The organism is Streptomyces sp. NPDC046931 (assembly GCF_040644655.1).
Classification (GTDB): Bacteria; Actinomycetota; Actinomycetes; order Streptomycetales; family Streptomycetaceae; genus Streptomyces.
On record NZ_JBEYWX010000035.1, the window covers coordinates 49,170 to 69,382 of the forward strand.

Annotated in this window: 12 protein-coding genes and 8 pseudogenes; 9 read left to right on the forward strand and 11 right to left on the reverse strand. The window is 67.6% G+C overall.

Annotated elements, in window-relative coordinates:
• Nucleotides 1-520 precede the first annotated feature (520 nt).
• Complete coding sequence (locus ABZ876_RS35930) at nt 521-1,189, reverse strand: RraA family protein (protein ID WP_361789691.1); 669 nt, start codon at nt 1,187-1,189, stop codon at nt 521-523.
• Between the two features lie 1,623 nt (nt 1,190-2,812).
• Between ABZ876_RS35930 and ABZ876_RS35935 the strand changes: the two genes are divergently transcribed.
• The 4 genes and pseudogenes from ABZ876_RS35935 to ABZ876_RS35950 form a co-directional block, all read left to right on the forward strand.
• A complete protein-coding gene (locus ABZ876_RS35935; protein WP_361789693.1) occupies nt 2,813-2,944 on the forward strand; it encodes a hypothetical protein in 132 nt (43 codons plus the stop codon).
• Between the two features lie 157 nt (nt 2,945-3,101).
• Nucleotides 3,102-4,232, forward strand: coding sequence for a transaldolase (gene tal / locus ABZ876_RS35940; RefSeq protein ID WP_361789695.1), 1,131 nt, complete (start codon nt 3,102-3,104; stop codon nt 4,230-4,232).
• 79 nt (nt 4,233-4,311) lie between these two features.
• The gene (locus ABZ876_RS35945) at nt 4,312-4,524 is read left to right on the forward strand and encodes a WhiB family transcriptional regulator (RefSeq protein ID WP_361789697.1); all 213 of its coding nucleotides are present in this window, start codon (nt 4,312-4,314) and stop codon (nt 4,522-4,524) included.
• A gap of 67 nt (nt 4,525-4,591) precedes the next feature.
• Nucleotides 4,592-4,917: pseudogene (locus tag ABZ876_RS35950) on the forward strand (transposase); the annotation flags it as partial.
• A 420-nt stretch (nt 4,918-5,337) separates the two neighbouring features.
• On the opposite strand, the gene ABZ876_RS35955 reads toward ABZ876_RS35950, so the two are convergent.
• The 3 genes from ABZ876_RS35955 to ABZ876_RS35965 form a co-directional block, all read right to left on the reverse strand.
• Nucleotides 5,338-5,919 carry a sigma-70 family RNA polymerase sigma factor gene (locus ABZ876_RS35955; RefSeq protein ID WP_361789699.1) on the reverse strand — a complete coding sequence of 194 codons (582 nt, stop codon included), beginning with the start codon at nt 5,917-5,919 and terminating at the stop codon, nt 5,338-5,340.
• A 377-nt stretch (nt 5,920-6,296) separates the two neighbouring features.
• Nucleotides 6,297-6,905 carry a sigma-70 family RNA polymerase sigma factor gene (locus ABZ876_RS35960; RefSeq protein ID WP_361789701.1) on the reverse strand — a complete coding sequence of 203 codons (609 nt, stop codon included), beginning with the start codon at nt 6,903-6,905 and terminating at the stop codon, nt 6,297-6,299.
• Nucleotides 6,906-7,547: 642 nt separating this feature from the next.
• Entirely contained in the window at nt 7,548-9,548 is a 2,001-nt protein-coding gene (locus tag ABZ876_RS35965) for a transcriptional regulator (protein ID WP_361789715.1), read from the reverse strand.
• Nucleotides 9,549-9,932: 384 nt separating this feature from the next.
• Between ABZ876_RS35965 and ABZ876_RS35970 the strand changes: the two are divergent.
• Nucleotides 9,933-10,313, forward strand: a pseudogene (locus ABZ876_RS35970) (IS5 family transposase); the annotation flags it as partial.
• Here the strand turns inward: ABZ876_RS35970 and ABZ876_RS35975 are convergent.
• Nucleotides 10,310-10,990, reverse strand: a complete 681-nt coding sequence (locus ABZ876_RS35975) for a TetR/AcrR family transcriptional regulator (protein ID WP_361789717.1) — start codon at nt 10,988-10,990, stop codon at nt 10,310-10,312. The pseudogene ABZ876_RS35970 and the gene ABZ876_RS35975 sit on opposite strands and share 4 nt — an antisense overlap.
• A 215-nt stretch (nt 10,991-11,205) precedes the next feature.
• Nucleotides 11,206-11,425, reverse strand: a pseudogene (locus ABZ876_RS35980) (FAD-dependent oxidoreductase); the annotation flags it as partial.
• An 11-nt stretch (nt 11,426-11,436) separates the two neighbouring features.
• On the opposite strand from ABZ876_RS35980, the pseudogene ABZ876_RS35985 reads away from it, so the two are divergent.
• A pseudogene (locus tag ABZ876_RS35985) lies at nt 11,437-11,582 on the forward strand (transposase); the annotation flags it as partial.
• 47 nt (nt 11,583-11,629) lie between these two features.
• On the opposite strand, the pseudogene ABZ876_RS35990 reads toward ABZ876_RS35985, so the two are convergent.
• Nucleotides 11,630-11,908: pseudogene (locus tag ABZ876_RS35990) on the reverse strand (hypothetical protein); the annotation flags it as partial.
• Nucleotides 11,909-12,062: 154 nt separating this feature from the next.
• Here ABZ876_RS35990 and msrA point away from each other — a divergent pair.
• Nucleotides 12,063-12,551: pseudogene (gene msrA, locus ABZ876_RS35995) on the forward strand (peptide-methionine (S)-S-oxide reductase MsrA); the annotation flags it as partial.
• A 660-nt stretch (nt 12,552-13,211) separates the two neighbouring features.
• Here msrA and ABZ876_RS36000 read toward each other — a convergent pair.
• Nucleotides 13,212-15,176: a SpoIIE family protein phosphatase gene (locus tag ABZ876_RS36000; RefSeq protein WP_361789703.1), complete on the reverse strand. Its 1,965-nt coding sequence runs from the start codon at nt 15,174-15,176 to the stop codon at nt 13,212-13,214.
• A 530-nt stretch (nt 15,177-15,706) separates the two neighbouring features.
• Nucleotides 15,707-16,433: pseudogene (locus ABZ876_RS36005) on the reverse strand (NADP-dependent oxidoreductase); the annotation flags it as partial.
• Nucleotides 16,434-16,646: 213 nt separating this feature from the next.
• On the opposite strand from ABZ876_RS36005, the gene ABZ876_RS36010 reads away from it, so the two are divergent.
• Nucleotides 16,647-18,344: an aminotransferase class I/II-fold pyridoxal phosphate-dependent enzyme gene (locus ABZ876_RS36010; protein ID WP_361789705.1), complete on the forward strand. Its 1,698-nt coding sequence runs from the start codon at nt 16,647-16,649 to the stop codon at nt 18,342-18,344.
• A gap of 405 nt (nt 18,345-18,749) precedes the next feature.
• Nucleotides 18,750-19,487, forward strand: coding sequence for a flavodoxin family protein (locus ABZ876_RS36015; RefSeq protein ID WP_361789706.1), 738 nt, complete (start codon nt 18,750-18,752; stop codon nt 19,485-19,487).
• Nucleotides 19,488-19,555: 68 nt separating this feature from the next.
• Here ABZ876_RS36015 and ABZ876_RS36020 read toward each other — a convergent pair.
• Together ABZ876_RS36020 and ABZ876_RS36025 are read right to left on the reverse strand one after the other, a co-directional pair.
• Nucleotides 19,556-19,902, reverse strand: a pseudogene (locus ABZ876_RS36020) (transposase); the annotation flags it as partial.
• A 26-nt stretch (nt 19,903-19,928) separates the two neighbouring features.
• A partial coding sequence (locus tag ABZ876_RS36025; protein ID WP_361789707.1) for a transposase occupies nt 19,929-20,213 on the reverse strand: 285 nt, incomplete at its 5' end.

Below are 20,213 nucleotides of genomic sequence, written 5' to 3' on the forward strand. Positions count from 1 at the left end.
ACTCTTACCGTGTCGCAGGGGTGCAGGGGCCGGGGGTGAGGGCCTGCCCAGGGCGCGATCCGCGGGCGGACCGTTGAAGTGGTGGTCAGAAGCGGCCGCCCGTCGCGAGCCCGGCTGCCTCCCCTCACGACCGGGACGGGAGGACGAGGAAGGGTTGCCCAAGCTGCCCCATCGCTCGTGCCCGGCCCGTAGCGGCGACGCTGCGTTGCAGGTCGCCCGCGACAGGCCGGGCACGGATGTGGACGCGTGCTTCCAGGCGGCAAGGATCGTCCTGGCGCCGTCACGTCCGGCGACGGCCGACTGGTCGTCGCGTGCACCGTGACGCTGGGTCCCGACCACCTGGCGGTCTGGGCTTTCGCGAGTGACATCACCGTCGTCGACACCGCGTGGGACCTCGTGCAGCGCCAACGGGACGCACCGGGTCCAGGAGAGGGCGTCCAGCTCGGCAGGGTGCTGATATGCGTTGGGCACGACGGGAAGGGGGCCTACAGCAGCCGCCACTTACCGCGGGTCTGCATCGTTACTCACCTGGCTGCACCTGTTCACCTCTGATGCCCTTCGCGGCCTCCGCTTCCTCGGCTGAGATGTCCTCGGCGATGGCAAGCACCCGCCGCAGGCTGGCGGAGGGCATCACGACGCCACCGGCGCTGTCCATGTAGATGTAGTCACCGGGACTCACGCAGACACCGGAAATCTCAACAGCCACAGCGCAGGCGTAGGGCATCACCGTGTCGCCGCCCCATCGGACCGCCTCCCCCCTGCACCAGGTAGCGAAGCTGTAGCCACGCAACTGGCCGAAGTCACGTAGCCGGCCGTCGGCGAGGACGCCGGCCAGCCCGGTGCTGTCTGCCCTGGCTAGCTTTGTGCCCCCGCCGTGGGACACGTCGGCGTGCCCTCCGCTGGAGAGCACGAGCACCTGGCCCGCCCCCAGCGGGTTCCCAAGTGCTCCGTAGAAGTAGTACCGGAAGTCATGGCCCTCTGCTACCAGGTCCTCGCGGTAGGGGAGATAGGAGATGGTGGCTGCAGGCCCGAAGAGATAGCGGAGAGGGTCGGGACTCGACATGGCGGGTATGTGCGCTCGGTGGCCGTGGACCCGGTTCATGGCGTCGACGAGCGTGGCGCACCCCAGGCGGGCTGCCTTCTGAGCCGGTGTCTCGTCCTCCATCAGCTTCCTCTCTCCAATGGCCATGGGCTCCGGCGTATCGCCGGGGCGCCGTCAGGTACCTCGGCTGGGTCAGAGCCGCATGAAGGCTGCGAGTGCCCGGCTTTCTGCATGCTGTGTGCCAGAGCCTCCGTCCGCCGGGCCGGGACCCGAACCGCCGGCACTCCTCCGCGGTGGCCAGTGACGAATAGGTATGCCAGAGAACTGCGCCTAGCGTGTGAGGGTTCTTACTGTCACTCACCCTTTCAGTGTCGCGTTCACAGCCTTGCAGGGCATCTTGGCCACCGTTCTCGCCCCGGCGTCCTGTCGGGGCCGCGTTGCGTCCTCATGCTCCTATGTCAATCAGGCTTCTTGCCGAAGGGAGTCCTGGTGAGTGCCGATGTGGGCGTCGTTGAGGAGGGCGCGGTAGACGCGTCGGAGAGTCGCCGTCGCAGTGCGCGTATGGCTTCGGTGCTGGTGTTGCCCGCTTCCTTGCGTCGCTGAAGGTAGGCGCGGGCATCGGGATGGGAGTGGGCCTGAGTGATCGCGATGCGGGTGCGGGCGAGGCGATGTGGCCCAGGGCCGTCGCGCCTATCCGCTGCAAACGCCCCGGCAGCGCAAGGCGAACAGGTACCAGCCGCGCTCATCGCAGGAAGCCTCCTCCACAGCGGCCGCGCCACGCAGGGCTGCAGCGCCGACAGAAGCACCCTCAGCACCGGGAGCGACTCCAGACAAGGGACACCCGGTCGGTCGACGCCGACAACCACGACCGCTTCTGCTCCTCCAGGCCCTCCGACCGCGGGGCCTCCTACGCCCCCCTTGGATGGTGCGGGAGCGGCAAGTCCACAGCCTCCGCCTCTCGGAAACCAGCGGCGGAGCCCGCTTCCGGGTCCTCTCAGACCCCCGCCTGCACACCGACAAGTCGACGCTCAGGCGCAGTGCCTCCGCCTGACGCGCGCAAGGTAATGGGCGAGCGCTTGCTTGGAGCGCGTCCGCCAACTCCATTCGGTCACCACACCATTGCCGCGCGGACACGAGCCGAAGCCGGCCACCGTGCCACGAAGCTGCCCTTTGACGCAGTCGGGTGCCTCACCGTGTTCTGTGTTTGGAGACCACAGCCCAGGCACGTCGGCGCGACCGCGCCCCGGGCGAAGCTGGCGCTGGGACGCTGGGGCTGACGTCCTGCCCACGAGTAAGCGTGATGCGCTGTAGCCGCGCCGGCCGACCCTGGGATGCCGGCGGCGCAGTGCCTTGACATGATGGGAGAAGTGCCAAGAAAGCGTCCCTCCCGCTCGGCCGAGTCGAGGGGCACGGGTTGAGGCCGGTGCACACACGACACTCGGGCAGAGTCCGCCTCGGGCCTGCGGCTGCGCCGGGAAGCGCAGACGTCACCACGGACCGGCCGTCGAGGGCAGCCCCTGTGCGAAGACAGAAGAATCCACGGCCGCGCACACCGCCATCGCCAGGTTGCACTCCGCAGGGATCACGGCGAGCCGATTCGGACTCGCACTGAACCCCGCCAGCATCGGACGGCTCAAGTTCGAGAATTACGAGGTGGAGAACATTCGCCCTGTGGCCGTCTCGAGTCCACTGCTGCGACGGCCGCTGAGAGAGCTCGGAGAGACAAGACTGGCCAGAGCCATCGGGATCACTGAGATCACGATCGCCGGGATGATCTCCACCGGACGGTGGGCGCCCAGAGTCTCGGCAGCCGACAGCCTGCTCGCGGCCGGCATGTTCACCGTCACGCTCGGCACCAGCGGGGCCGAGAGCCGAAGCTCTCGCCGCCCGGCCAATTTCTGATCAAGGACGTGGTGCTGCCGGGTGCTTCCCTGATCACCGCCGCGGAGTCGCTGAGCAGAAACCGACGACCATAGCCTGTCAAGGCTCCCAGCCAGACGTAGGCACGCTCAGGCGGCCTGCACGGCCCGCCTCACCACCCCTGGAAGGTGCGGGAAACATGACAAGCGCGTTGAAGGACCTCTCCGACGCTGGTGTGTCCGTGTGGCTGGACACCCTGTCGCGCGAGCGGATCATCTCGGGCAGCCTGGCGGAGCTGATCAGCAGCCGCCACGTGGTGGGCGTCACGACCAACCCGACGATCTTCAGGGACGCAATATCGCACGGAGCGGAATACGGGGCCCAAATGTCCGAGCTCGCGGTTCGCGGAGTGTCAGCCGAGGAGGCGGTCCGCACCATCATCGCGTCGGATGTACGCGATGCCACCGACATCCTTCGCCCCGCTTTCCTCGCGTCCTACGCCGGCCAGGACGGCCGCGTCTCCATCGAGGTCGACCCGCACATGGCTCACGACACCACGGCGACGATCGCCGAGGCACGTCACTTGGCCTGGCTCGTAGACCGCCCGAACACATACATCAAGATCCCTGCAACCAAGGCGGGCCTGCCCGCCATCGCCGAGACCATCGCCCAGGGCATCAGTGTCAACGTGACCCTGATCTTCTCGCTGGCACGCTACCGGCAGGTTGCTGACGCCTATTTGACGGGCCTCGAGAAAGCCCGCGCCGCTGGGCGCGACCTGTCGCAGATTTCCTCGGTCGCATCGTTCTTCGTCTCCCGCATGGACACGGAGGTCGACAGGCGCCTCGACGCCCTCGGCACTCCGGAGGCCAGAGCCCTCCGGGGCAGGGCCGCCGTCGCCAACGCCCGCCTGGCCTACGAAGCCTTCGAGGAGGCCTTCGCTGGTGAGCGCTGGAACCGCCTGCACCGTTCGCGGGCGAACAAACAGCGCCCGCTGTGGGCCTCCACAGGCGTCAAGGACAGCGCGTACGAGGCCACCAAGTACGTCGCCGGGCTGATCGCCCCCGGCACGGTGAACACCATGCCCGAGGCAACGCTGCTCGCCGTCGAGGCACAGGGGCTGGCCGCAGGGAGCGACGTCCGCAGCACATACGACGAGGCCCGGGCCGACCTCGAAGCGATCGAGCGCCTGGGGATCCCCTACACCGAAGTCGTCCAGCAGTTGGAGGACGAGGGCGTGGCAAAGTTCCAGGAGTCTTGGGACAGCCTTCTCACAGCAACCTCGGCCCAGCTCCAAACCGGCACACACAGGCTGCACACGCGGCAATGAGAAACGCCCCTCCGGAACACCCCGATCCCCGGTCGCTGACCACCTCCCGCATGCTGTTCCCTCCTCCCGGGAGAGCGGGGTGAACCGCGTCCATGGAGACGGCAGCAGCATTCCGACATGGCTCGAAAGCGCGGCCTGCCGGGATCTCGACACCGAACTGTTCTTCCCCGTAGGCCCGGAGGGCCCCGGCCGGCGTCAGGGCGACGAAGCGCAGGCCGTGTGCAAGCCGTGCCCTGTCCGCCGACAGTGCGCCAGTTGGGCCGTCACCACAGCACAGCAGTACGGGATCTGAGGCGGAATGGACGAGGAAGAATTGGTCCTGACCGCAGGAGACAACGCCTCCCGACGCCGAAGGACTGATCACCTGGGACATCTCGGTGGACTCCACCATCGCCCGCGCCCACCAGCATGCGGCGGGTGCCCGCAAAAAGGGGATCTGCAGATCGAGCCGCCCGGTGGCGTCTTCGCCGAGCCCGACGATCACGGGCTCGGACGCTCCCGGGGCGGGCTGACCACCAAGCTCCACCTGGCAGTCGAGCAGGCCCAGAAGCCGACGTCACTGGTGATCACGGCCGGACAGCGCGGTGACTCCCCGCAGTTCCAGGTGGTCCTGGGACGTATCGGGGTGCCCAGGCTCGGGCCCGGCCGGCCACGCACCCGCCCGGACAAGGTTCGTGCCGACAAGACACCCCATGCAGCTATGGGGTCAAGTAGCTGTTGCGCGCGTTGGCAGTGACGGGGCGAAGGCGACCGCTTCGTCGAACTTCTGGCGGGTGGATGTGTGTTCCTTGGTCGGAGCACATGTTCAGGCGAAGGCCGCCTTCATGTCCGGCAGATACCGAACCGAGTGATCAAGTTCGACACACCATTCGACGCCAGACGTTAAAGATCAAGCTATAGTCCGGGGTGGCCCCTGCGGGCCCCTTTGAAGGTGAGCGCCCGAGCGGAGCGATTTCACACCTCCGGCGCCTCGGGAAGGTTAGTACCTGGGGGCGCAGTCTTTCTCGTCCGTCCAGGAGGACGACTGCCAGGCCCCCGGGGCGTGTGGCGCCGCGGTGCGAACCGCCTGGTCAGAGCTGCCCGAGCCGACGTAGTCGCCGCAGCATCAGCCCGCGGCGCTGAGATGTCCACTGGCTATCAGCTGAGCTCGCAGTTTCTTACGAGCGTCGAACATCGTCTTGTAGAGCGCGTTGCGGTTCGTCTCCAGCTCACTGGCCAGCGCTTCCAGGGGGACTCCGTTGACGATGGCGGTGAAAACCTGCCGCTGGCGGGCGCTCAGTGTCTCGATTGCGTCACGCACGGCTTCGACCAGCTCTCGCGCCTGCCAGTGGCTGACGGGGTCGATACCGGAGCGGTCGGGCACTTGCGCCCCTTCGTCCAAGTCGACCCGGGCATTTGAAACACGCCAGAAATGGCGGCCCAGCTTGTTGGACACCTCAAGTACGACGAATCGGTACGCCCATGTGGTGAACCTGGCGTCGCCTCGAAATTCCCGGATTTTGCGTGTGATCCTCATCAGTGCGTCGGCGGCCGCCTGGTGGGCGAGATCGTTCAGCTCGGGCCCGGTAATCCGGTAACGAGGACCCCGGCGAAACACTTCGTCCATGGCAATCCGCACCAGCATTTCGTGCAGCCGCGTGCACGCCTGCTCGTACTGCGGCCCACGGCCGTCCTCGAGCGCGTCCACCCAGGCGGCGGATTCCGGGTCGAGTTGCCCTCGGCCCTCGGCGGGCCGTGCTGCCGGGGCGCTGCCGCTGCTTCCGTCACGTCCGTCTGGAGCCGAGTGGCACATTCTTTTGACATCCGCAGAGCGCATTGCCTTCAATCCTCAGGTCATCTCGTGCGGACAAGCCAATCACGAGCCTGATCTACAGGCCGTCTACGCGAAGTCGCGGTTTTCCTTTCGCCGTGCACGCATCCCGAGATTTCACGGACGGGGGTTTCGGCGTATTTCGATGAGCAAGTCGCGCGCGTCGTGGGACGCGCCTTCCCGTACTGTCGCGGCCGGCTGGTGAGCAGGCCGGCCCACGCGGGCCCGCGACCCTCCACGCCGGTGGCAAGCGGTCACGCTGTGTGCAGCCCGGGTGTGTGCTGCTGCAGCAGCCAACGCAGCTGCCGCCGCCCCCTGTGGAGGCGCGACATCACGGTGCCCACAGGGGTCCCCATCGTTTCCGCGATCTCGCGGTAGGAGAGACCCTCGACGTCTGCGAGGTACACAGCGAGGCGGCGCGGCGGGGAGATCTGGCGGAAGGCGGCTTGGAGGTCGGGATGCACGATGCTCTCCAGCGCTTCTGCCTCGGCCGACTTCGGCGCCCCGGAAGCATAGGCGCCAAGACGCGCCAGCTGCTCGTCTTCGACCTCGGAGGAGAGGCACAGGTGCGGTCTGCACTGCTGTCTACGACGGGTAGACACGTACTGATTGACCATGATCTTCTTCATCCAGGCCGCGAAGTTCGTGCCTGGATGAAACCGGTCGAACGATGCATACGCGCGCGCGTACGCTTCCTGGACCAGGTCTTCAGCGTCTGCTGCGTGGCGCGTCATGCGCCAGGCGGCAGCGTAAAGGGCGCGACGATGCGGGAGGGCTTCCTCTTCGAATCTCGCACGGCGCTGCGCGGGGCTCTCCCGCTGGCTGCTGGTGCCCGGTTCCGGTGGGAAATGCATTGTTTTCATCGTCGCTTCCTCTCTCAGCGCCCAGACCACGCCGGCTGCGCCCGGCGTGCGGTGTCAGCCCGCTTCGGACAGTCCAGGGCTTGGCACCCGGCCCGGCTCCTCCGCAGCGGGCCTGGCGACTGGTCTGGGTGAGCGGGTAGGTCCGACCGGCCTCAACGCCTACCGAGGCTGCTTGACGCGTCTGCCCTGGCAGCCGCTGCCGGGCCGAAAGTGCGGGGAAGGGCGTATACCGTCCCGGCGACAGCGGGTGTTCCGGGGATGCACCTGTCCTGGGCGGGCCGACATAGAGCCTGCCGGACCCGCTACGGAGGGCCAGGAAGTCCTCCCCGGCTCATCGCCCCTTCGGTTTGGGCAGCTCGGACTCGCCCGTCTTCCCGCGTCTTTCGTAGAGCAGCCTGGGCGCTCGTGCGCCCGACGCCAACTGTTCTGCCTTGGCCGCCGACAGGCCCGAGCGGAGCGTTGCACTCCCACGGACGAGATGCTCCCTGGCGTCGGAACCTCCTGGAGGGCCTCCGCCGATCCTGTCGTAGACGGTGAATGCAGCCGTAGTGGAGACTCTCCGGCCGACTATGCGCGGTACATCGAGGCGAACAGGCTGGACCCGGTCCGCCCGCCGTCGAACCACGCAAAGGGACGCGGCGCTCATACTCTTTGGTCGGTTCTTTCTCGTAGAACGGTGCCGCCCGGTAGAGCATGCCCCCCTTCGAGAACTGCTCGGTCACGGCTACTGGCCGTGGCAACGTCTCCGCAGGGTGCCTGTGACAACGACATGGATGCTGGTCTCTGCCCGCCCCAGGGACGGGCCGGCTTGCCCTGGTCGAGGAACCTCTGCCCCGCCTGCTCCACTGCGTAGGCGGCCACAAGCCGGTTCCAGCTGTACCGACCCGGGCCGATCTCCGCGACGAGGTGCGCTCGGGTGAGGCGCGACAAGGCCTGGCGGACCCGGCGCTCGGGCCGTCCGGCCAGGTCCGCAACCTGCGATGCCGCGAACATGGGGCCTGGGCAGGCGCTCAGGTCGCGGAAGAGCGCGGCTGTTTCCGTGTCGAGCAGGCGGTACGAGCGGGTAATGGACTCGCGGACGTCGAGCGTCTGGTCCTCGTCGCTCGCGAAGGCGTCCAGGGTGCTGTGCTCCGGTGCCTCGTACTCGTCGGCCAGGCTCGCCAGACGCAGCTGGGGTCGATACGCCGCGCGGGCGGCGACGTTGGCCAGGGCCAAGGGCAGCTGCCCGGCCAGCCGGATGATGCGGTCGACGGCCTCTGGTTCAGCTGCTGTCCTCGCTGCGCCGAGTCGGCGCGCGAGGAGGCTGCGTGCGTCCGTCTGGCTCAGGGGCATGAGTGTCAGGGGAAGTGCCTGGTAGGCGGCGACGAGCGCGTGCAGTTGCATGCGGCTGGTGACAAGGACCATGGAGCCGGGGCCTCCGGGGAGGAGATGCTTTATCTGGTCCGTGTTCCATGCGTTGTCGAGCAGGACGAGCACTCGGCGGTTGGCCAGCAAGCCGCGGAACATGAGCCCCCGTGCCTGCGCAGTCTCGGGGATGTCCTCGACGCGGACCCCCAATGCCTGCAGGAAGTCCTCGAGCACATGCGCGGGGTCCCGCGGCTCGGCCTCCGGTCCGGCCCCCTGCAGGTCTGCAAAGAGCTGGCCGTCCGGGAAGCGGTCAGCCAGACGGTGCGCGACGGTGGTGGCGAAAGCCGTCTTGCCGACGCCGGCCAGTCCGCCGACCGCGCAGATGGCCACAGAGGACGACGCCTCTGCATCGGCGGCCAAGCGCTCGACCTGCTCCTGCTCTCTCTCACGGCCGACGAGGCTCGGCAGGGCGGCCGGGAGCTGAGCCGGGGCGTGCGGCGGGGGCGTCGCTGGCGCGCCCTTCGGGCGGTCGGCGGTTTGCGGGAGCTGGAATCGCCCGGAGAGGATGCGCTCGTGGACTTGCTGCAGTTCCGGCGACGGGCTGACGCCGAGGCGTTGACGCAGCAAATGACTGGTCGTGTGGTAGATCGTCAGCGCCTCGGACTGCCGGCCGGCGCCGTAGAGCGCAGTCATGAGGAGGCCGCATACGCGCTCTCGAAGCGGGTGCTCGACAAGCAGAGCGGACAGTTCCGCGGCGGCCTCGGCGTAGTGCCCTCTCTCCACCTCGCAGGCGAGCTGCTCCTCCGCACAGGCGAGGCGCATCTCGCCGAGGACGCTGCGCTGCTGGTCCGCGAACGGCCCCGGGACCCCAGCGAGCGCCACTCCTTTCCACATCTTGAGGCCCTCGGTCAGCAGGCTCGCCGCAGACTCCAGGTCGCCGGTGCTACGCGCCTCCCTCGCCCTTGCCGTCGTCTCCTTGAATCTGTTCAGGTCCAGAGCGTCCGGTTGGATGTGCAGCAGGTAGCCCCCGTCGACCAGGCTCACGGAGCTGTCACTCTGCTCCCCCAGTGCCTGCCTGAGCCTGTAAACGTACGTGCGCACGGAGCCTACGGCCGACGGTGGAGCCTCGTCGCCCCACACGTCATCCACCAGTCTCGAGAGACTTACAGGCTTGCCCGCCCTGAGCAACAGCGAAGCGAGCACGGCGCACTGCCTCGGCTGACCAGCTCCGGCCTCACTCCCCTGCCTGTGGAGCCGGACCGGGCCGAGCACTGAGAACTGGACACCTGCATGCATAGTGCCTACCGCCCTGGAGATCCTTGTGAGACTTGACTGCTTGGCTGTCCGCAAGGGACCGCTCTCCCCAAACGTACAGCAGATCGGCGAATTTTCAGGACTAAATAGTCCCGTCTAGCATGGAGGAGACCTGCCTCTTGTACCGAGGGCTGCCGTTCTCGGTCGGCGGCTGGGTCACATGCGGGCACCGAGCGTGCGGACGAAGGCATCCTCCCGCCGTCTCGTCCCCGGCCGGGCCGCCTCCGCCGGCCGGGAGGACGGCGAAGTCCAATCCGGCACGGAGACCGCGACGCAATCGCCTGTGGCGCCAGACCAGGGCTTCTCCGCGCCGCCTCACCCCAGACGGCTTACAACGGCCAACACAACACCTGATCACCGACGGAACACGGCACCGCGCTCGCCGTCATCCTGACCGGCGGCAACCGCAACGACGTCACCGAGCTCCTGCCCCTGTTGGACGCCGTCCCGCCCATCCGGGGCAGAGTCGGCCGACCACGCTGCCGAGCGGTCACGCTGTACGCGGACCGCGGCTACGACCACGATTGTTATCGCAAGGAGGTCCGCGCCCGCGACATCGTGCCCGCCATAGAACGGCGCGGCACCGAGCACGGCACCGGCCTGGGCGTCCACCGGTGGGTGGTCGAGCGGACCTTTGCCTGGCTGCACGGCTTCCGCCGGCTGCGTGTGCGCTGGGAACGACGAGCAGACATGCACGAAGCGTTCCTCAGACTCGCCTGCTGCCTGATCACCTACCGGCAACGTTAGCCGTTGTAAGCGTCCTCCCGTGCCCCGGCCGGCGGATCGCCGTCCTCGGCGAGCACGGCATAGGCCTTGACGTGGCCGATCGCCATGCCTAGGGCGATCCTCATGGGTTTGACGTCCTGGGCTGTCTGGGCAAGGAGGTAGCCGCCTTGAAGGGCGGCCATGAGGCTGGTGGCGAGCTCTTCGGCGTCCGCGTCTGCGCGGAGGACTCCGGAGTCCTTCATCCGCTCGAGCCCGGCCTCGAGCAGGCCCTCCCAGGTGTCGAAGTGCCGGGCGATAGCCTTACGCGCCTCTTCGTCCTGATCGGCCAGCTCGCTTGCAAGGGAGCCGAGCGGGCAGCCGTACGCTCCGTTTCGGAGCGCGTTGCGTTCGATCAGTGCGTCCCGCCAGCGCTCCAGCCCGCGGAGAGAGTTGAGCCGCTGCAGTTGCTGGTGCTGACGTTCGAGCAATTCCGCAGCCTGCAATGCGACAACGTCCCGCACCAGCGCATCCTTGTCGGGGTAGTGACGGTAGAGCTGGGATTTGCTCGTTCCGCTGACCGCCCTGATCTCGTCGAGGGTCGTGGACGAGACGCCCTTGACGTACATCATGTCAGCGGCGGCCCTCAAAATGCGCTTTCGAGTCGCCCGCCCGCGCTCAGTCAGCCGGGAGTTATTCTTGTCGCGCGCATGTTCCGCCACCTTGGTCAAATTACCAGTGAGAACGCTAGCAGACGCCAAAAGGGACCTCAAAGTCCTTTTTTGATGCCCTCCGGCGCCGCCACCCCTGAGGACAGAACGGCCCACGCCCCTCCTCCGCGGCCAGGAGCACAGGACCGGCGGCAGCGAGGAGCTGCGGCGGGGGTGCTCTCCCCGCGTCGAGCCAATCCCGGACGGCCCTCTCACCTGACCTCAGGGAAGCCGACGTGCGCGAGCTGGAGCGTGGGTACCAGGTTCACCGACGGCGGAGATGGTCGGCACGTTGGTGCGTATGTACTCGTCGACGAGAACGTAGCCGCGGTCCAAGGCGACTCCGGCCTCCTCGTAGCCCAGGCCCCGGGAGACCGGCCCGCGGCCGACGGCCACGAGCAGGACCTCGGCCTCGAACCCCTTGCCGTCGGCGAGGGTGACCTTGACCACCGGACGGGCTGTGGGAGATCGCGAAGCCGCTGATCCCGCCGTCGAAGGTGCGCCCCAGGCCGGCGGGACGCAGGACACACCTGATGAGACGCTGTTCGCGGCCATCATCTACGTGCTGGTTAGCGGCTGCGCCTGGTGGACTCTGCTGCCCTGCATCGGTCGGCCGCTTCGGATCTTCGGGGTGGTCCAGCCGAGGGTCTATTTGAACAGGCGGAAGGTGTGCTCGATGTCGAAGCGCCGCAGGTATGCCTGCCAGAGGCGGTCGATGTCGGTGGCGCGGGCGTCGGTGCCAGACCACCACAGTCAGGCCGGCTTGGGGGTTGCTCTGCTGGGCAGGTGGTCGATGTCCAGGCGGATCACCGCAGGGTGCCCGCCGTCTCCGCGCACAGGACGTCTCACCTCCGACGCCCTCCCGTCTGAGCCTGCTCCGCTGGATTTCGAACGGGGCCGCAAAGGGCGTAAGGAGTCCGCGGACCGTGCAGCTAACCACTGTGGGCGCGGCACGGCCGCCGTCGCGGCGCCCCGAGCCGCAGCGCACGGTGCCAGCGGGACACGGCCAGGTCGATAGAGCGCTGGTCCATGCGTTCCGGCCCGTTGTTTCCGGACGGCGGAATCAGCAGGAGGGCAACACGGTATGGCACACCAGAGAGCAATTCTGGCAGGCGGGTGCTTCTGGGGCATGCAGGAGCTGTTTCGGACCCTCGACGGAGTGGTCTCGACGCGTGTCGGCTATACGGGGGGCGAGACGGCCAACCCGACCTACCGCAATCACGGCAGCCATGCGGAGGCCATCGAGATCACCTACGACCCGGCGCGGACGGACTACCGGGCCCTCCTCGAGTTCTTCTTCCAGGTACATGACCCCACCACGCTGAACCGGCAGGGCAACGACGCCGGCTTGAGTTACCGGTCGGCCATCTTCTATCTCGGTGATGAGCAGCGGCGCGTCGCAGACGCCACGATCGCCGAGGTCGACGCCTCCGGCCTGTGGCCGCGGAAGGTCGTCACGGAGGTGACGCCCGCCGGCGCCTTCTGGGAGGCCGAGCCAGAGCACCAGGACTATCTGCAGCGCTATCCGTACGGGTACACCTGCCACCGCATCCGCCCGGAATGGCGGCTGCCCAAGGGCCCTCAAAACCGTGGCTTGACGCGGTTGCCTCGGCGGCGCGTCGCCTCGAGCGCCGGCAAGGTCTCGCTGACCCAGTGGCCCACCCGTGAGGAGTAAGGCGGGCAGGGAGCGGGGTGCCGGGGTCGCGCACGAGTTGTGCGGCAGCAGCGCTGTCGGTCCCCAACGCCCTCCGCACGAGGCCAACGTCCCTCCCCGCGTGCGGCTGCACCATTCCGACCGACCTGCGCCGGCGGAACCCGCTGGGCCGCGACGGGAGAACCATAGAGTGCTCAGGAACCTCGACAATGTGTCCGCTGAAGACGGCGCACCGGCGCCACCGGAGCAGATACCAACCGCTGTCACTGCTGGAAGCCTCGTCTACAGCGACGGCGCGAGACAGTCCTTCGACCCCGACGGAGCCACCCGCTACGTCGAGGCGGACATCAAGACAGAGGGCACATGGTCCGTCGACGAGAACGGCCGCTTTTGCTCGTTGTGGAAGGGGGCAGGATCGTCGGCCTCCGGTTCTCGGACCTCGGGGCCGGGCGGGCCGCTCGAAGCATCCCGGCAACCCACCGAGCGCTCGCCAGCTTCCCCTGGAGGGGTGAGACAGGCTTGGGCACCTGACGTTTCGGGCCGGAGGGCGGCTTCCCTCCCACGGAGGCGCATCGAGTCTCATGCGCGTCGGATGACCAGCGCGGCCACGTCGTCGAGGTGGTCCACCGCGGCCACCGCGTCGAGTATCCGGTCTGCGGTCGCCTCGACGCCGAGCCGATCCTGGAGGGCTCGACCGGCCAGCGCTCCCGCTCGCTCCAGTCCGGAATCCAGGGTCAGGCGCGGCCCTTCGACTAGACCATCGGTGACCATGACCAGCGCGGTGTCCTCTTCCAAGGTGAAGGTCTCTTCGGGGTACTCGGCGCCAGGCACGATTCCCAGGACCGGCCCGGCGGGAAGTGTGCGGATGGTGTGGCTGCCGTCGTCGCGTGCGTGGAGCAGTGGCACATGGCCTGCGCTGGTGGCGATGACCTGTCCGTCATGCGGATCGAGGTGCAGCATGGTGCAGCTTGCGAAGCGTGGCGCGTCCATCGCGACGAGCAACTCGTTGGTACGCGTCAGCACCGTTCCCGGATCAGGCTCGTGGGCGGCGATCGCGCGCATGGACGAGCGCACCTGGCCCATGAAAACCGCGGCATCGACGTCGTGCCCTTGAACGTCGCCGATTTCGAGTGCGACCGCACCGTCGGGTAGGAAGAACGCGTCATACCAGTCTCCGCCGATATCCAGCCCATCCCGGCTGGGCTGATAGCGGGCGGCGATCTCCAGGCCTGGGAGGTGCTCCGGCAGCGTCGGGAGCATGCTCTGTTGGAGTGCCGTGGACAGCTCGACGTGGGCTTGTTGCAACCTGATGCGCCTCAGTGCCTGGCCTGCCAATTCGGCCAGAGCCGTCATGAAGGCGAGCTTCTCTGGAGACGGGGGCTTCTCACTGTCGTACGTCACCACCCAGGCACCGAGCGGCCGGTCGCCCACCGGGCTGAGGGGGGTGATCGACAAGGCAGTGCCGGGGACTGGGCGCGGCAGGGGCAGACTGTCATCATGCAGCCAACGGCGAACAAGCTCCTCGTGGTTGGGGAAGAACTGCGCCTGACCGGTACGGATCACGCAGGGCAACGGCCGGTCCTCATCCAGCGACAGGCCGTGCAGAGCATCAGCCTCCCACGTGGGGATCCCGGCATCCGAGGAGACCCGCAAGCGCCCCTCGTCGACGACGGCGAAGAGGGCGCCGGAACCTCCGACGGCCGCGGCGAGCCGGGCCAGGACAACCTGCTGCAGTTCCTGCTCGGTGGCCGCGGTGAACAGGGCGGAGGAGAACGCAGTGATCCCGTCGGCACGCTCTCGCTCCGCGCTCACCTCGGCCAGCATCTCTTGGCGGTGTGCCTCCGACTGGGTGTCGTCACGGATCACCGCGAAGACCCGTTCCGGCCCGCCGTATCCCAACTGGATCCGCCGGGTCTGGCCTGCGAGGACACGCCAGCCATCATGCTCGGTGAGGAACCGCGACTTGATCCACGGGGACTGGGCGGGGGACGAGCGCACAAGCCGCTGCACGTCCTTCCGGTCATCAGGGTGCACTCGCCTGATGACCTTGGACAGGGGCACCGAACCCTGTGGGAAGAGCGTGGCCAGGGCGGGCGCGCCACCCAGCCACTCCACCTGGTGCTCATCGGGGGCACACATCCAGAGGCCGAGGCCGGCAGCCTTAGCCGCAAGCTGGAATGGGATCAGCAGACCGCCGAGGTCGTGCCTCGCGTCCAACGAATGCACCCACACAAGCCGCTCGCCGCTCAGGGGATCCGTCACCGGTTGGGCCTCGACGAGGCAGACCACAGATGCGGTGCTCGTGCCGGGGAGTTCCAGCACACGCATCGCAAGCATCATCGGCGTGGCCCCGTACGTCAGCAGGCTCTCAGCCGAGATGCGCTGCTCCTCGGAGAGTAGATCAACAAAGCCGTGACCCACGCACTGTTCCAACGGCCTGCCCAGTGCGGTGGCCATCGCGGCGTTGAGGGAGCGGATGACACCGTCCAGGGTCAAAAGAGCCGAGGGTGTGGCCTTCTGAAGAAGTTCATCCGAGGTGTCCATGTGCCGCTCCCTGACCATCGTCGAGCGATAGGACCTCGTCGTCCTGCAACAACATTATCTGGCCCGCCGCGCCGGCGAGGACCTCGCGACTCAGCACGACACCTGCGTCGGCGAGGCGAATAGGGGCAGGATGACGTACGGGGCGTGGGCCGACTAAGTCGCTCGTTGATCGAGATCGATTCGCGCAGGCTGTTCGCAGCGGCGCGGGCGTCCTCGGTGTTGCGCGCCTGGCGGAAGGTGCGCGCGAGTTCCGGCGCGTGCTCGGCGTCCTGCGGCTTCAGCGAAAGTGCGATCGCGACGCCCGCGAGGGTGGGGTGCACGGCCCAAGCGAGGAATGCCGCCCACACCACGATCGCGAGCAAGCGTAAACGGGCCCCAGCCGCTGCGGAGATAGTGCGTTAAGTACCCGCCAACGAGCCCGGCGGCGACGATGAGCGGCAGCGGGGTCAAGTTTTCGGCTGCTGTAGCTGGCTATATCTTGGCGATGAACTCGATCTCTACCAGGTGCTCGGGAAATGCCAGCCTGGTCGCGCCAGGCCGTCCGCGGGCCGGGCCTCGGGTGGGCCGGCGACGGACACCAACGTTCCTCCGGCATGGATCATGCCTGCGGACCGCCTACCGATGCCTCCACCGATGATATCGAACACCTGATCGACTCCGCCGATGTCTTCCAGGGCGCCGTTCTCGAGGTCGACGAACTCCCTCGCGCCGAAGTCGAGCGCCGTCTGTCGATCGGCGGTACGTCCGGTGCCGATGACGTAGGCGCCGGCCTCTCGTGCCAGCTGCGTCACCATCGACCCGACTGCGCCGGCCGCGCCGTGCACGAGGACGCTCTGCCCCGCCTGAAGGCGGCCGTGCTCGAACAGCACCTGCCACGCGGTCAGGCCCGGCATCGGCAGGGCCGCGCCCACCGAACAGTCGACGTCGACCGGCAGCGGCGCGAGGTTACGCGCCTCGATCGCCACATACTCCGCCAGGGTGCCGCTCCAATGTCCGTCCGCGAGGCCGAACACCCGCTGGCCCACCGACAGCCCCGTCGTGCCATAGCCGAGAGCGCTGACGACTCCGGCCAGCTCTTGCCCGGGAATCGACGGCGTCCGGTCGCGGCCGAAGCGATCGGTCCAGGTCGAGAAACCACGTCTGCTCACCCGGCGTGCATCCCGACGCATGAAACGCTGCCTGCGGCCCTGGCCGCTCCACGAGCGTCATCCCGGCCGTTCCCGCAGCCGCCTGGTCCGTCACCACAATCGCCTTCATCCGGCGCCTCTGATCGATAGGGGTGGGCCGCGAGGACGTCGAGGAACAAGCGCAACAGCGAAATCTCGGTAAGGCGGCGCGAAGGATCGACGCTCATCAGATAGGTGCAGAAGCAATCCGGTAGACCTTCTCGCTCATCGGAGTCGCGTGGTGCGCCACGAGACGTGGGAGAGCCCATCCCACACACCGCGTCGAAAGGAACTTCCCTCATGTATGACAGCTGGGCTTGTCGGCAAGACCGCACTGATCATCGGCTCTGGCCACGGCATTGGCGCAGCGATCTCAACCGGACTTTCCCAGGCCGGAGTCGATTTCATCCTTCTCGCCCGCACCGCCGACCAACTCGACGAAACCGCCAACACCATCAGCACGACTGCGTCGAGTGTTGAGGTTCGCGTCGTGACTACCTATCCGAACAACGACAACCAGCGCACCACGGCCATCGGCGACCTGCTGTCCAGCGACCCAGTCGATGTTCCGATCAACAACGCGGCCGCTGTCGAGCCCCTCGGCGCCCGCACCAGGATCAGTCCAGGGCAACTACGGCAGGCCTTTGAAAATGATTTGATACGAGCTGGACGAGATGTGCGCCGTGCGCTGGCCGGAGCCGTGCGCGAGGCTGTCCGCACCGGCCACCTGGCCCCGGGGACACGGCTGCCCTCCTCCCGCCGGCTCGCCGCCGACCTCGGCCTTGCCCGCAACACCGTGGCTGACGCCTATGCCGACCTCGTCTCCGAGGGATGGCTTACCGCTCGCAGAGGCTCCGGCACACTCGTGGCAGACAGGATGATCACTCCGCCGATCTTGGCGCGCTCGGCCGCCGAGCCGCGCGGCGACCCTTGCCACGACCTGATCCCAGGTAACCCGGACCTCGCCGCCTTTCCTCGTGCAGCCTGGCTGAAGGCCACACGCCGCGCACTGGCGGCGGCCCCCGACGATGCACTCGGCTACGGCGACCCCCGCGGTCGGCCGGAACTACGGGCCGCACTTGCAGACCATCTCGCTCGAAACCGGGGCGTGTACGCCAGTCCGGAGCACATACTGATCTGCGCCGGCGTCTCCCACGGCCTGCAGATCCTGAGCGGAGTCCTGGCCGGGCGGGGGGCGAGGAACGTCGCCGTCGAGTCCTACGGCCTGGACAGGCACTGGGGCCTCCTGGCGGCTGCTGGGCTGAAGACCCTCCCGCTTCCCTTGGATATCCACGGGACCGACCCGGTGCCGCCCGTCGGCACCGATGCGGTCCTACTCACACCTGCTCACCAGTTCCCTCTGGGCACGACGCTGCACCGCGATCGCCGGACGGCCGTCGTGGACTGGGCCAGACGGACCGGCGGGCTGGTTCTGGAGGATGACTACGACGGTGAGTTCCGGTTCGGCCGCCAGTCTGTCGGGGCGCTCCAGGGACTCGACCCCGACTGCGTGGTCTACCTGGGTACCGCCAGCAAGACCCTTGCTCCTGGCCTGCGTCTGGCCTGGATGGCGCTGCCTTCCACGCTTACTGAGGAAGCCGTGGCGGTCAAGGGGCAGATCGACTCGTGCGAGGTATTCAGCCAGCTGACGATGGCGGAATTCATCACCTCCGGCGCCTACGACCGTCATGTACGTGCTGCCCGTCGTCGCTACCGCGATCGACGAGACGCTCTCGTCGCAGCCCTGGCCCAGCACGCCCCAAAGGTGCGCGTCATCGGGACAGCGGCTGGCCTGCACACCGTGCTCGGATTGCCGACCGGGACCGAGCAGCGGGTCCTTCAGTCGGCAACCGGGCAGGGCCTCAAGGTGGCTGGCCTGTCTCGTTACCGCCATGAACGGTCACTGAACGCCATGGCTGATGCCCTCGTCGTTGGATACGGGGCGCCCTCCGACGCTGCATGGCCTCAGGCGCTCTCCGCGCTCGTGCGGATCCTTTCCTGACGCACCCCCAAGTAGCCGGGCCCCGAACTGATTTCTTTGTGGTTACGGCGTCACCTCACGCCTTGGGAGGATCGGCCGTGGCAACGAGGCTCACCATGCTTTCGTCCTACAGACAAGGAAGGCCACCCACGTGCGCGATGTCTACCGCTGCAGCCCTGTTCTGTGGCTCGGTCGCGCCTCAAGCGCCCAGGAGATGCACGTGCGCACGTCTGTCTGCCCCGATCACATCAGCCGTCGATCGGTGCGACGGATGGCAGAGGTCAACCCGCGTCAAGCACGCCCGTCGTAAGCACCGCCGGGGCCATTCGGCGCCGCTGTGGTGGCGCCTGGCGCCGTCGGCCCGCACGCTGGACCACGTGGAGGAACCGCCGCAACAGGGCGGCGGACGGGCTCCGGGAGGACGGTGTGACCGATTCGTTGCCTGCCGCCGACGCACCGCCGGCCCGGTACGACGACCTGCGTGCTCTCGTGATCAATTGCACCCTCAAGCGCTCGCCGGAGACGAGCAACACCCAGGGGCTGATCGACCGTAGTACCGCCATCATGGACGCACAAGGGGTGCATGTGGACGTCGTACGTGCGATCGACCACGACATCGCCACCGGTGTGTGGCCCGACATGCGGGAGCACGGCTGGGAGACGGACGTCTGGCCGGAGCTGTACCAGAAGGTTATGGCCGCAGACATCCTTGTGCTGGCTGGACCCATCTGGCTGGGAGACAACAGTTCCGTGATGAAGCAGGTGATCGAGCGCCTCTACGCCTGTTCCAGCCTGCTCAATGAGGCCGGTCAGTACGCGTATTACGGCAGTGTCGGCGGCTGCCTGATCACCGGCAACGAGGACGGCGTCAAGCACTGCGCCATGAACGTCCTCTATAGCCTGCAGCACCTGGGGTACACCATTCCTCCGCAAGCCGACGCAGGCTGGATCGGTGAGGCGGGACCCGGCCCCTCGTACCTCGACCCCGGCTCGGGCGGCCCGGAGAACGACTTCACCAACCGCAACACCACCTTCATGACCTGGAACCTGCTGCACCTGGCCCGGGCGCTGAAGGACCTGGGCGGCATCCCCGCCTACGGCAACCAGCGCACGGCCTGGGATGCCGGCTGCCGCCGCGACTACGAGAACCCTGAACACCGGTGAGTACACCATGGAGGTGGAGGCCCGCCTCATCGGACTTCTGAAGCGCACCGACTGCCGGCAGTGTTCATCCTGACGTAGGAGGAGTCGATCACCGCCCGGGACCAGTCCAGCTTCTTCGCGGCCCGCAGCTTCTTCAGCAGCACCAGGTGCAGCTCGTCCCACACGCCGGCCTCGTTCCAGGCGGCCAGGCGTCGCCAGCAGGTCATGCCCGAGTCGAAGCCCAGCTCCTGGGGCGGTACTCCCACTGGATGCCGGTGTGCAGCACGAACAGGATCCCGCACAGGGCTTGCCGGTCCGGTATCCGCGGCCTGCCCTCGACCAGTTTCGGACCCGGTTTGGGCAGCAACGGCTCTATCAGCGCCCACAGTTCGTCCGAGACGATCCACGGCCGCGACTGTCTCTTCCCCACGACCAGACCAACGAGAGCAACCAGGCTGACAGTCACTTGACTTCCTCCCCCGCCTGAAGGCGGGGGATTCCAGCGGTCACCCGCTGGGCTTCCTGCTTCACCGACGACCGCCCCGTCCGGGAGGACTCCCGTTGAGGTCTTACACCGTCTCCGCAGGCTGCTGCGGCCAGCCCGGCCGCCAGAATATTGCGTGCCGCGTTCACGTCGCGGTCATGCACGGCACCGCAGTCACACGTCCACTCACGGACGTTCAACGGCATCTTCGCCGCGACCGTGCCGCAGGCCCCGCACAGCTTCGAGCTGGGGAACCAGCGGTC